A 12,748-nucleotide genomic window follows, 5' to 3' on the forward strand; every position below is an offset into this window, starting at 1 on the left:
CGGCGTCGACTGCCGCGCGCGACGCGCCGAGCGCCGCCGACAGCTTGTCGGCCAGCGGCTCCAGCACCTTCGTGTAGTTCTCGCCGCTGCCCAGACCGCGGCCGCCCGACACGATGATGCTTGCGCTCGTGAGTTCCGGACGGTCCAGCTTCGTCACCTCACGGCTCACGAACTGCGACTTGCCGGCGTCTGCCGCCGCTTCGATCTTCTCGACCGCTGCGCTGCCGCCTTCCGCTGCCACCGGATCGAAACCCGTCGCGCGCACCGTGATGACCTTGATCGGGTCGCTCGACTGCACCGTCGCGATCGCGTTGCCCGCGTAGATCGGGCGCTCGAAAGTGTCGGCACTGTCAACCGCCGTGATGTCCGAGATCTGCGCGACGTCCAGCTTCGCGGCGATGCGCGGCGCGATGTTCTTGCCGTACGCAGTCGCAGGCGCGAGGATGTGCGAGTAGTCCTTCGCAATGTTCAGCGCAGTCGCTTCGACGTTTTCCGCGAGGCCCGCTTCGAGCTGCGGCGCGTCGGCCAGCAACACCTTCGACACACCTGCGATCTTCGCTGCCGCATCGGCCGCGCCTTGCGCGTTGTGGCCCGCGACCAGCACGTGAATGTCACCGCCGATCTTCGCTGCCGCCGCCACCGTGTTCAGCGTCGCGGCCTTGATCGACGCGTTGTCGTGTTCTGCAATCACCAGAATCGTCATTTCTTTCCGCTCCCTCTTACAGCACCTTGGCTTCGGTCTTCAGCTTCTCGACCAGCGTCTTCACGTCCGGCACCTTCACGCCGGCTGCGCGCTTCGGCGGCTCGGCCACCTTCAGCGTCTTCAGACGCGGCGCGACGTCCACACCGAGGTCTTCCGGCTTCACCGTTTCCAGCGGCTTCTTCTTCGCCTTCATGATGTTCGGCAGCGTCACGTAACGCGGCTCGTTCAGGCGCAGGTCGGTCGTCACGACCGCCGGCAGCGTCAGCGACAGCGTTTCCGCGCCGCCGTCGACTTCACGCGCGACCGTTGCCTTGCCGTCCGCGATCGTGACCTTCGATGCGAACGTCGCTTGCGGCAGGCCCGCCAGCGCGGCCAGCATCTGACCCGTCTGGTTCGAATCGTCGTCGATCGCCTGCTTGCCGAGGATCACCAGTTGCGGCTGTTCCTTGTCGACCAGCGCCTTCAGGATCTTCGCGACGGCCAGCGGCTCGACGCTGTCGTTCGATTCGACGAGGATCGCGCGATCCGCGCCGATCGCCAGCGCCGTGCGCAGCGTTTCCTGCGCTTGCGTGACGCCCACCGACACGGCGATCACTTCGGTCGCCACGCCCGCTTCCTTCAGGCGCACCGCTTCTTCAACCGCGATTTCGTCGAACGGGTTCATCGACATCTTCACGTTCGCGATGTCGACGCCCGTGTTGTCCGACTTCACACGGACCTTCACGTTGTAATCGACCACTCTTTTCACTGGCACCAGGATTTTCATGCACACGCTCCAAAGTTACGAATACGACCAGAGGCCATTCTATAGCGAGGCCTCATGACTGCGCGGCCAAGCGGACCCAACCATCATGGTTGTCGAGGATACCGCTTCTTGACGACGCGCCAATGATAGCGAACGATCGTTCTATTTTAAAAGAGAAAAAACCCGGACGCAAAGCCCGGGTTTTCGATCATCGACTCTAATCCCGCCGGGCGTCCCGTGCTCTGCCCGTTACCAGGCGGCAATGACCGCGCCGCCGAACTTGCCTTCGATGAACTGCTTCACGTCGGCCGAATGATAGGCCGCGATCAGTTTCGCGACCCACGGCTTGTTCCGGTCCGCCTCGCGGATCGCGAGGATGTTCGCGTACGGGCCGTTCGGCCCTTCGATCGCGATCGCGTCCTGTTTCGGTTTCAACCCCGCTTCCATCGCGTAGTTGGTATTGATCGCGGCCGCATCGACGTCGCCGAGCGAGCGCGGAATCTGCGCCGCGTCGAGCTCGACGATCTTCAGCTTGCGCGGATTGTCGACGATATCGAGCGGCGTCGCCTTCAGTCCCGCGTCCGCGCGCAGTTTCAGGAGACCCTGCTTTTGCAGCAACAGCAGCGCACGGCCGCCGTTGGTCGGATCGTTCGGGACCGCGATACGCGCGCCCGGCTTCAGTTCGGTCAGCGACTTCACGCGCTTCGAATAGATGCCCATCGGGAACGTGACGGTATCCGCGACCTTGATCAGCTTGTAGCCGCGATCCTTCACCTGCGCCTGCAGATACGGATCGTGCTGGTAGCTGTTCGCGTCGAGGTCGCCCGACGCGAGCGCCGCGTTCGGCTGCACGTAGTCGGAGAATTCGACGATGCGGATCTCGAGGCCGCTCTTCGCCGCGACCTTCTTCACCGCTTCCATGATCTGCGCGTGCGGCCCGCCCGTCACACCCACCTTGATGGTTTCGGCCTGTGCGTGCGCGCCCGCGAACAGCGCGGCTGCGCCCAGTGCCACCGCGAACTTCAGCATGAAGCGTCGTTGCATCGTCTGTCTCCCCTAACGGATCAATTTCGTCTTATTTGTGGCTCAGCCGGCGGACGAGCCAGTCGCCGAACGACTGCACGATCTGCACGAACACGATCAGGATCGCGACGACCGTCCACATCACTTCCGGCAGATAGCGCTGGTAGCCATAGCGGATCCCGAGATCGCCGAGCCCGCCGCCGCCGATCGCGCCCGCCATCGCCGAATAGCCGACCAGCGACACGAACGTGATCGTCAGGCCCGCGACAACACCCGGCAGCGATTCGGGCAGCAGCACCTTGAAGACGATCTGCGACGTGGTCGCGCCCATCGATTGCGCGGCCTCGATCAGCCCGCGGTCGACTTCGCGCAGCGCCGTCTCGACGAGACGCGCGATGAACGGCGCGGCCGCGAGCGTCAGCGGCACGACCGCCGCGGCCGTGCCGATCGACGAACCCGTGACGAGCCGCGTAAACGGAATCACCGCGACCAGCAGGATGATGAACGGCGTCGAGCGGACGGCATTCACGATGCCGCCGAGCACGCGATTCACCGCGAGGTTCTGCAGCACGCCCTGGCGGTCGGTCAGGTAAAGCAGTACGCCGAGCGGCAAGCCGACGAGCGCGCCGACCGCCCCGGAGATGCCGACCATGATCAGCGTCTCCCAGAACGACTGCACGAACATATCGAACATCTCACTCAACATACGAAAGCTCCTCTACCACCACACCTTGTTCGCGCAGGAACGCGAGCGCCTGCCCGACCTTGCCCGGCTCGCCGCCTGCGAGCACCGCGAGCGAACCGAATGCCTGCCCCTGGATCTCGTCGATCTGGCCGTGCAGGATGTTGAAATCGAGTTCGTACCGACGGATCGTTTCCGACAGGATAGGCTGGTCGACACCCGAGCCCGTAAACGCAAGCCGCAGCAGATGACCGCTGCCGGTCTTCAGCCGCTCGGCCACGCGCGCCTTCAGCGCGGGCGGCAACTCCTGCGCGATCACGTCGCCGATCAGCGCGCGCGTCACCTCGTGATGCGGCTGCAGGAACACGTCGATCACGCGGCCTTCCTCGACCACGCGCCCCGCATCGAGCACCGCGACGCGATCGCACACCTGCTTGATCACTTCCATCTGGTGCGTGATCAGCACGATCGTCAGGCCGAGTTCGCGGTTGATGCGCTTCAGCAGGTCGAGGATCGAGCGCGTGGTCTCGGGATCGAGCGCGGACGTCGCTTCGTCCGACAGCAGCACCTTCGGCTGGCTCGCAAGCGCGCGGGCGATGCCGACGCGCTGCTTCTGCCCGCCGCTGATCTGCGACGGATAGCGATCCTTCTGCGCGGACAGCCCGACGAGGTCGAGCAGCGGCAGCACCGCGGCCTCGATGTCGGCACGGCTTGCGCCGGCCAGCTCGAGCGGCAGCGCGACGTTGTCGAACACCGTGCGCGACGACAGCAGGTTGAAGTGCTGGAAGATCATGCCGATCTCGCGTCGCGCCTCGCGCAGCGCGCCAGCAGACAGCAGCGTGAGATCGAGCCCGCCGACGACGACATTGCCTTCAGTCGGCCGCGTGAGCAGGTTGATGGTGCGCACGAGCGTGCTCTTGCCGGCGCCGCTTCGGCCGATGATGCCGAACACCTCGCCCTGCGGGATCGTCAGGTTGATGTTGCGCAGCGCCTCGACCCAGCCGCCCGGCCCGGGAAATCGCTGCGAAAGATTGCGTAATTCGATCATGTAAACAAAACGGCGGCCGGCTGGCGAGTTGGCCCGCCAGTCGGCCGCCGATGCATCTGGAATAACCGACGATTTTACCGCAAACTCCTCATTCCCCTTAATAATCGATTTCGATCTTTTCATAACCGCACGAAATTAGAGGGACGCCGCTGGCGCGTCACGACGATGCCGCGACTATGATCCGGAACACCGACCAACCGACAGGGGACACGCCAGATGACCGCCACCACCACGCCGGCCGCCGCACCTGCCACCGCCGGACCGGCACCATCGTCCCCACCCGCGCCGACGATGGGCCGCCTGCGTACCGCCGACGGGCTCGAACTGGCGTCGTACCGCTGGCCGGCTGGCGACGGCACCGAGCCGCCGCGCGCGACGATCGCACTCGTACATGGCCTTGCCGAACACGCGGGTCGTTATGCCGCGCTCGCCGGCCGGCTGAATGCGGCCGGCATCGAGGTGCTCGCGATCGACCTGCGCGGGCACGGCCAGTCACCGGGCAAGCGCGCCTGGGTCGAGCGCTTCGACGGCTACCTGAACGATGCGGATGCGCTGGTCGCCGAAGCCGCACGCGGCAATTCGCCGCTGTTCCTGATGGGGCACAGCATGGGCGGGGCGGTCGCGGCGCTGTACGCGATCGAACGCGCGCCGGCACGCGGCCACGCGCTGGCCGGCCTCGTGCTGTCGAGCCCGGCGCTCGCGCCGGGACGTGACGTACCGCGCTGGATGCTCGCCGTGAGCCGCGTCATCAGCCGCATATGGCCGACCTTCCCCGCAATCAGGATCGATGCCGCGCTGCTGTCACGCGATCCGGCCATCGTCGCAGCCAACCGCGCCGATCCGCTCGTCCATCACGGCGCGGTGCCCGCGCGCACCGGCGCGGAGATTCTCGACGCGATGGCACGCATCGAAAGCGGTCGCGGCGGGCTGCGCGTTCCGGTGCTCGTCTATCACGGCACCGAGGACAAGCTGACCGAACCCGACGGCAGCCGTGCGTTCGGTGCGCACGTCGGCTCGCCCGATCGCACGCTGACGCTGTACGAAGGCGGCTTTCACGAAACGATGAACGATCTCGAACGCGATCGCGTGATCGACGCGCTGATCGCGTGGATTCACGCGCGCGTGCCGGCGCGCTGAGCGCACCCGCTCCGGCCGGTCACGCGACCGTCAGATGCCGGCCAGTACGCGCAGGTGCGCGACGACGCTGCGCCCGAGCGCGGACAGGTTATAGCCGCCTTCGAGGCAGCTCACGATGCGCCCCTGCGCATGCCGGCGCGCCACCTCGACGATCTGCGCGGTCAACCATTCGAAGTCGGCTTCGACGAGGCCGAGGTTGCCGATGTCGTCCTCGCGATGCGCATCGAAACCCGCGGACACGAACAGCATCTGCGGCTTGAACGCATCGAGGCGCGGCAGCCAGAACATGTCGACGGCTTCGCGGATCGCCATCCCGTTGCTGCGCGCGGGCATCGGCAGGTTGACCATGTTCGGCGCCTGGTGATCGACGCCCGAGAACGGGTACAGCGGATGCTGGAAGAAACTGCACATCAGCACCCGCTCGTCGTTCGCGAACGCCGCCTCGGTGCCGTTGCCGTGATGCACGTCGAAATCGATGATCGCGACCCGCTCCAGACCGTGTACGTCGAGCGCATGTCGCGCGGCGATCGCGACGTTGTTGAAGAAGCAGAACCCCATCGCGCGCGCAGGCTCCGCATGATGGCCGGGCGGTCGCACGCCACAGAACGCATTCGCATAGCGGCCTTCGATCACCGCGTCGGTCGCCGCGATCGCGGCGCCGGCCGCACGCAGCGCCGCGCGCCACGTATCGCGGTTCATCAGCGTATCGGGATCGATCTCGACGTAGCCGTCGACCGGCGTCATGCTCCGGATGTAGTCGATGTGCGCCTGCGTATGCACCCGGCCCAGCGCCACCTCGCTCGCGAACGGCGCGGTTTCGTGCACGATCAGATCGTCGATGCGGCTCGCGATCAGTTGATCCTGGATCGCCGACAGGCGGGCCGGGCATTCCGGATGCCATTCCCCCATCTCGTGCAGCATGCAGTCGGGGTGCGTATAGAAAGCGGTTGCCATAAGCTGTCATCCGCGGCGCACGGTGCGCCGCAGGTCTCCATCAATGATGTCCATCGTCTGCCGCGAATTCGCCGCTAACTTACCACAACGGTGGCCTGCCACGCCCCGGCGCGCCGGATCCGTCGGGTATACTGCGCCGAACCCAATCGCCCTGTCCGCCCGCTTCGACATGAATTCCAGCAAGCCTGCCGCCCTTCTCTCCGCGCTGTTCCGTGTTCGCGTTCCGCTCGTCGCGGCCGCTGCCGTCGCGGCCCTCGGCACCGTGCCTGCCGGCGCGCAGACGCGACCCGCGAAGCCCACGGGCACGCTCGTCGCACAGGCCCAGCCGCAACAGCCGACGCCGCAAGGCCAGACCTTCGAAGAGGAAATCGTTCCGCAGCGTTACGCGAACAATGCGAAGGTCGACGCGTTCATCGACGAGATGGTCAGCCGCAACGGCTTCGACTCCGCGAGCCTGCATGCGCTGTTCTCGCGCATCAGCTATTCGGCGACGGCGGTCAAGCTCGTGAAACCGGCCCCGTCGCCGACGGTCAAGAACTGGCGCGTCTATCGCTCGCGCTTCATCGAGCCGATCCGCATCAACGCGGGCGTGAAATTCTGGAAGGCGAACCAGGCAACGCTGCAGCGTGCATCCGAGCAGTTCGGCGTGCCGCCCGAGGTGATCGTCGGCATCATCGGTGTCGAGACGATCTACGGCCGCTACATGGGCAATTTCCGCGTGCTCGACGCGCTGACGACGCTCACGTTCGACTATCCGGACACGCCGAATCGTGACAGCCGCCAGGCGACATTCCGCAAGAACCTCGAGGATTTCCTGGTCTGGACCCGCGACAACCAGCTCGACCCGACCACCGTGCTCGGTTCGTATACGGGCGCGATCGGGATTCCACAGTTCCTGCCGAGCAGCATCCGCGAATATGCGGTCGACTTCGACGGCACGGGCCATGTCGACCTGCGCAGCAGTCCTGTCGATGCGATCGGCAGCGTCGCGAACTACCTGAAGCAGCACGGCTGGGAAACCGACCGCCCGGTGGTCTGGCAGATCACGCCCGACACGGGCAGCCTGGGGATCGCACAGGCCGCCGCCGACGGCCAGCCCGAACCGCACTGGGCACTGTCGCAACTGCTGCGCGCGGGCATGACGCTGAACGAGCCGACGGTCAACATCACGACCGAAGCCGGCACGCCCGTGACGGTGGTCGACCTGCCGTCGCCGGGCCGCGCGACCGAATACATGCTCGGGCTCAAGAACTTCTACGTGCTGACGCGCTACAACCGCAGCTTCTTCTACGCGCTTACCGTGTACCAGCTTGGCGAGGCGGTCAAGGCGCAGATGGAAGCGAGCGGCGCACTTCAGCCGAGTACCACCGATACACAGTCGCAGTAAGCACCGCCCGCCCAATGAAAAAGCGCCGCACAAGCGGCGCTTTCGTTTCGTACGCGCGCGACGCGCATCTGCCCGCGTTCAGGCAGGAAACACGCCCGTGGACAGGTAGCGGTCGCCGCGATCGCAGACGATGAACACGATCGTCGCATTCTCGACCTGACGCGCGATGCGCATCGCGACTTCGCATGCGCCGCCCGAGGAAATGCCCGCGAAGATGCCTTCGACGGCCGCGAGGCGGCGCGCCATCGTTTCCGACGCAGCCTGGCTCACGCTCTCGACGCGATCGACACGGCTGCGATCGAAGATCGTCGGCATATAGGCTTCCGGCCACTTGCGGATGCCCGGAATGCGCGAACCGTCTTCCGGCTGCGCACCGACGATCTCGATCGCCGGATTCTGCTCCTTCAGGTAGCGCGACGTGCCCATGATCGTGCCCGTCGTGCCCATTGCCGACACGAAGTGCGTGACGCGCCCTTCGGTATCGCGCCAGATTTCCGGGCCCGTCGCTTCGTAGTGCGCAACCGGATTGTCGGGGTTCGCGAACTGGTCGAGGATCACGCCCTTGCCTTCGCGCTGCATCTCGTCCGCGAGATCACGTGCCAGTTCCATCCCGCCCTTCACCGGCGTCAGGATGATTTCGGCACCGTAGGCGGCCATGCTCTGGCGGCGCTCGACCGACAGGTCCTCCGGCATGATCAGCACCATCTTGTAGCCGCGGATCGCCGCTGCCATCGCGAGTGCGATACCGGTGTTGCCGCTCGTCGCCTCGATCAGCGTGTCGCCCGGCTTGATGCGCCCGCGCGCCTCGGCCTTGCTGATCATCGACAGCGCCGGACGATCCTTCACGGAACCGGCCGGATTGTTGCCTTCGAGCTTCGCGAGCACCACGTTGTTGCGCGCGCGAATCTCGTCGTCCGGCAAGCGGACCAGTTGGACGAGCGGCGTATTGCCGATCGTGTCTTCGATAGTTTTGTAAGCCATGGATATACCGTGAGTACGAGGCCGATCAATCGATCGATTGTAAACCAGCACCGCTGCTCGCGCCGGCAACCCCATTGCGGCGATGGAATACGCGTGCCGTGCAACGCGTGGACGCCGCATGCGCCGTGGCCACGCAAAAAACCCGCGGCACGCCGCGGGAAGCCGTCGCAACGACGGCGACTGAAGGAGCTTGTTGTCGGCTGCGCGCGACGCGTTACTTCTGCGTGGTGGTGCGGGCAGGTGCGGCCGCAGGCTTGCCGGCGGCCGGCTTGCCCGGGGCCGGCTGCGCGGCACCCGTACCGGCCGCACCGATCGTCAGGCCTTCCTGCTGAAGCCGCTCGACGGTATGGCCGCCCATGCCTTTCACGCGTGCGGCGAGATCCTCCGCATTCCTGAACGGGCCGCGTGCGCCGCGTTCGTCGAGAATCGCCTTTGCCCGCGCCGGGCCGATACCCTTGATGCCGACGAGCGCATCCTCGTTGGCGGTGTTGACGTCGACGGCCGCCCAGGCCGAGGCGATCGTGCCGAGCATTGCCGCTGCGGCCAACCATTTCCTGATCATGTGCTGGATCTCCGATGAATACGGCCGGCGGCTGCCGACCGTGAGACCCAGTCTATCGATGCAACGCTTCCGTTTAAACCTGGCCGGATAGCCAACGCACGTAGCGGTCGACGCCTTCCTGCACGGTCAGGAACGGTGCGTCGTAACCGGCCGCACGCAGTTTCGTCTGGTCGGCCTGCGTGAAGCACTGGTACTTGCCGCGCAGCGCATCGGGGAACGGCACGTATTCGATCAGCCCTTGCTCGACCTGCTGCGCGAGCGTCAGCGGCGGCAGGTTGTCGAGCGCGCGCAACGTATTCACGACCGTCGACGCGATATCGTTGAACGGCTGCGCACGGCCCGTGCCGAGGTTGAAGATGCCCGACTTCTCCGGATGATCGAAGAAGAACAGGTTGACCTTCGTCACGTCCTCGATCGACACGAAGTCACGCGTCTGCTCGCCCGGTGCGTAGCCGTTGTACTCGCCGAACAGCTTCACCTTGCCTTCCGCGCGGAACTGGTTGAAGTTGTGGAACGCGACCGATGCCATGCGGCCCTTGTGCGTCTCGCGCGGGCCGTACACGTTGAAGTAGCGGAAGCCCGCGATCTGGCTCTTCGCGGTCGGCAGCACACGACGGATCACCTGGTCGAACAGGAACTTCGAATAGCCGTAGACATTCAGCGGCGCCTCGACGTCGCGCTCCTCGACGAATCGCGTCGAGCCGCCGTAGGTCGCCGCCGACGACGCGTACAGGAACTGCGTGCCCTGTGCGAGGCAGGTGTCGAGCAACGCGCGGCTGTAGCGGAAGTTGTTGTCCATCATGTAGCGGCCGTCGGTTTCCATCGTGTCCGAGCACGCACCTTCGTGGAACACCGCGCGTACCTTGCCGAAATCGCCGCGTGCGAAACGTTCGACGAATTCCGACTTGTCCAGATAGTCGTCGATCTCGCAATCGACGAGATTCCGGAACTTGTCCGCGCGCGTCAGGTTGTCGACCGCGATGATGCGCGTCTCGCCGCGCTCGTTGAGCGCCTTGACGATGTTCGCGCCGATAAAACCGGCTGCGCCGGTGACGATGAGGGTCATGATCGTCCTGCCTGAAAAGTGCGAGCCATGCGTGCGGCGCGCTCATCGCGCCGCCGCATGCGCTCAATGAAACAGTTCGTCGTAGTCCACCGTGGCCGTGCCGAGCTTGCCGACCACGATGCCTGCCGCGCGATTCGCGAGCACGACGGCGTCGACGAGCGGCACACCGGCGCCGAGCATCGTGGCGACCGTCGCGATCACGGTGTCGCCCGCGCCCGACACGTCGAACACTTCGCGTGCGAGCGCCGGCGCATGCAGCTCGCCGCCCGCGGAAAAGAGCGTCATGCCCTCTTCCGAACGCGTGAGCAGCAGCGCGTCGATGCCGAGCTCCGCACGCAGGTTCGCGACGCGCGCGCGCAGGTCATCTTCCGATTTCCATTGCCCGACCACCTCGCGCAGTTCCGCGCGATTCGGCGTGATCAGCGAGGCGCCGCGATAGCGTGCCCAGTCGTCGCCCTTCGGGTCGACCAGCACCGCCTTGCCGGCCGCACGCGCCTTCTCGATCATCGTCGTGACGTGCGTCAGGCCGCCTTTCGCGTAATCCGACATCAGCACGACGTCGTGCTGCGGCAGCAGCGCATCGAAGCGCGCGAGCCCCGCGAGCAGCACCTCGTGCGTCGGCATGGCCTCGAAGTCGACGCGCAGCAGTTGCTGCTGGCGCGCGAGCACGCGCAGCTTGATCGTGGTCGGCAGCGCCGGGTCGCGTTCGAGATGCGGCGTCACGCCGCTGCTGCCGAGCAGTTCGACGATGCGCTCGCCGGGTTCGTCGCACCCGACGACGCACAGCAACCCGGCCTGGCCGCCGAGCGTCACGGCGTTGCGCGCGACGTTGGCCGCACCGCCGAGCCGCTCTTCCTGACGCTGCACGTGCACGACCGGCACGGGCGCCTCGGGCGAAATGCGATCGACGTTGCCGAACCAGTAACGGTCGAGCATCACGTCGCCAACGACAAGCACGCGCGAGCGCGCGAGTTGCGCACGCGGTACCGGAACGACCTCGCGGAGAGTATTCATCGTGTGATCAGCCACGGGAGGACGACTGGGGATCGACATACGGCCGGCCGATCGCGTAGTAGTCGATGCCCAGTTCGGCCATCGCATCCGGCTCGTACAGGTTGCGCCCGTCGAAGATCACCGGCGCCTTCAGTTCAGCCTTCAGGCGCGTGAAATCGGGGCTCCGGAATTCCTTCCACTCGGTCACGATCACGAGCGCGTCCGCGCCCGTCACGGCGATGTCCTGCGTGTCGACGAGATGGAGCCGCGCCAGCGCGCCAGGATCGGTATCGAAGTCGAGCGCAAACACGCGCCGCGCCTCGTCGATCGCGACCGGATCGTACGCACGCACGGTCGCGCCGCGTTCGAGCAGCGCGGCGATCAGGCGGCGGCTCGGCGCCTCGCGCATGTCATCGGTGTTCGGCTTGAACGCCAGGCCCCAGACCGCGAACTCGCGGCCGGTCAGGTCGGCACCGAAGCGCTGCTCGATCTTGCCGATCAGCACGTCCTTCTGCGCATGGTTGGCCGCCTCGACGGCTTCCAGGATGCGCAACGGCTGGCCGTTCTCGCCGGCCGTGCGAATCAGCGCCTGGACGTCCTTCGGGAAGCACGAGCCGCCGTAGCCGACGCCGGCGTACAGGAAGTGATAGCCGATGCGTGGATCGGAGCCGATCCCGCGGCGCACGGCCTCGATGTCGGCGCCGACCTTGTCGGCAAGATTCGACATCTCGTTCATGAACGAGATACGCGTCGCAAGCATCGCATTCGCCGCATATTTCGCGAATTCCGCCGAACGCACGTCCATGTAGATCGTGCGCTCATGGTTACGGTTGAACGGCGCGTAAAGCTTCTTCATCTTCTCGCGCGCGATCGTGCCCGTCTCGTCGTCGTCGACGCCGATGATGATCCGGTCCGGACGCATGAAGTCCTCGACCGCGGCACCTTCCTTCAGGAACTCCGGGTTCGACACGACCGAGAAGCGATGCGCGACGCTGCCCGCCAGCCCGCGGGCGGCAAGCGCTTCGTCGACCACGCCGCGCACGCGCTGTGCGGTACCGACCGGCACGGTCGACTTGTCGACGATCACCTTGAAGCCCGTCATGTGGCGGCCGATGTTGCGCGCGGCTTCGAGCACGTACTGCAGGTCGGCCGAGCCGTCCTCGTCGGGCGGCGTGCCGACGGCGATGAACTGGATCTCGCCGTGCGCGACGCTTGCCTCGATGTCGGTCGAAAAGCGCAGGCGCCCCGCCGCGCGGTTGCGCGCGATGATGTCCAGCAGCCCAGGTTCGTGAATCGGCATCCCGCCGTTGTTCAGGATGTCGATCTTGCGCGGATCGACGTCGAGGCAGAAGACGTCGTGGCCGATCTCCGCCAGGCAGGCGCCCGTGACGAGACCGACATAGCCGGTGCCGATGATGGTGATTTTCATAGATGTTCCGGTACTTCCCGGTAATTGACTAACTTGGC

The 12,748-nt window shown here is 65.8% G+C and carries 13 protein-coding genes; 2 read left to right on the forward strand and 11 right to left on the reverse strand.

Features of this window, described 5'->3' with window-relative positions:
- The 5 genes from L810_RS05845 to L810_RS05865 all read right to left on the reverse strand — a co-directional run.
- Positions 1-703: electron transfer flavoprotein subunit alpha/FixB family protein (locus L810_RS05845; RefSeq protein ID WP_042973425.1), on the reverse strand; the 703-nt coding region annotated here is incomplete at its 3' end.
- Positions 704-719: 16 nt separating this feature from the next.
- A complete protein-coding gene (locus tag L810_RS05850; RefSeq protein WP_021157446.1) occupies positions 720-1,469 on the reverse strand; it encodes an electron transfer flavoprotein subunit beta/FixA family protein in 750 nt (249 codons plus the stop codon).
- 228 nt (positions 1,470-1,697) lie between these two features.
- Positions 1,698-2,492 carry a MetQ/NlpA family ABC transporter substrate-binding protein gene (locus L810_RS05855; protein ID WP_021157447.1) on the reverse strand — a complete coding sequence of 265 codons (795 nt, stop codon included), beginning with the start codon at positions 2,490-2,492 and terminating at the stop codon, positions 1,698-1,700.
- Between the two features lie 31 nt (positions 2,493-2,523).
- Complete coding sequence (locus L810_RS05860; RefSeq protein ID WP_006486982.1) at positions 2,524-3,177, reverse strand: methionine ABC transporter permease; 654 nt, start codon at positions 3,175-3,177, stop codon at positions 2,524-2,526.
- Positions 3,167-4,201: a methionine ABC transporter ATP-binding protein gene (locus L810_RS05865; RefSeq protein WP_027788053.1), complete on the reverse strand. Its 1,035-nt coding sequence runs from the start codon at positions 4,199-4,201 to the stop codon at positions 3,167-3,169. Before L810_RS05865 ends, L810_RS05860 begins: the two co-directional genes overlap by 11 nt.
- Positions 4,202-4,417: 216 nt before the next feature.
- On the opposite strand from L810_RS05865, the gene L810_RS05870 reads away from it, so the two are divergent.
- A complete protein-coding gene (locus tag L810_RS05870; RefSeq protein ID WP_021157449.1) occupies positions 4,418-5,338 on the forward strand; it encodes an alpha/beta hydrolase in 921 nt (306 codons plus the stop codon).
- 30 nt (positions 5,339-5,368) lie between these two features.
- Here the strand turns inward: L810_RS05870 and L810_RS05875 are convergent, their stop codons facing one another.
- Entirely contained in the window at positions 5,369-6,292 is a 924-nt protein-coding gene (locus tag L810_RS05875) for a histone deacetylase family protein (RefSeq protein WP_021157450.1), read from the reverse strand.
- A gap of 43 nt (positions 6,293-6,335) precedes the next feature.
- Here L810_RS05875 and mltB point away from each other — a divergent pair, with 43 nt between their 5' ends.
- On the forward strand, positions 6,336-7,679 hold the full coding sequence (gene mltB / locus L810_RS05880) for a lytic murein transglycosylase B (protein WP_081712802.1): 1,344 nt from the start codon (positions 6,336-6,338) through the stop codon (positions 7,677-7,679).
- A 78-nt stretch (positions 7,680-7,757) separates the two neighbouring features.
- Here mltB and cysM read toward each other — a convergent pair whose 3' ends face one another.
- From cysM to L810_RS05905, 5 genes are all read right to left on the reverse strand, one after another.
- The gene (cysM, locus tag L810_RS05885; protein ID WP_042973431.1) at positions 7,758-8,660 is read right to left on the reverse strand and encodes a cysteine synthase CysM; all 903 of its coding nucleotides are present in this window, start codon (positions 8,658-8,660) and stop codon (positions 7,758-7,760) included.
- Positions 8,661-8,874: 214 nt separating this feature from the next.
- A complete protein-coding gene (locus L810_RS05890) occupies positions 8,875-9,222 on the reverse strand; it encodes a ComEA family DNA-binding protein (RefSeq protein ID WP_021157453.1) in 348 nt (115 codons plus the stop codon).
- A 73-nt stretch (positions 9,223-9,295) separates the two neighbouring features.
- A complete protein-coding gene (gene rfaD / locus L810_RS05895; RefSeq protein WP_021157454.1) occupies positions 9,296-10,288 on the reverse strand; it encodes an ADP-glyceromanno-heptose 6-epimerase in 993 nt (330 codons plus the stop codon).
- 63 nt (positions 10,289-10,351) lie between these two features.
- The gene (gene rfaE1 / locus L810_RS05900) at positions 10,352-11,302 is read right to left on the reverse strand and encodes a D-glycero-beta-D-manno-heptose-7-phosphate kinase (protein WP_021157455.1); all 951 of its coding nucleotides are present in this window, start codon (positions 11,300-11,302) and stop codon (positions 10,352-10,354) included.
- A gap of 7 nt (positions 11,303-11,309) precedes the next feature.
- Positions 11,310-12,710, reverse strand: a complete 1,401-nt coding sequence (locus L810_RS05905; protein WP_021157456.1) for a UDP-glucose dehydrogenase family protein — start codon at positions 12,708-12,710, stop codon at positions 11,310-11,312.
- Between the last annotated feature and the right edge of the window lie 38 nt (positions 12,711-12,748).

Source organism: Burkholderia sp. AU4i (assembly GCF_000466765.1).
GTDB classification, from domain to species: domain Bacteria; phylum Pseudomonadota; class Gammaproteobacteria; order Burkholderiales; family Burkholderiaceae; genus Burkholderia; species Burkholderia cepacia.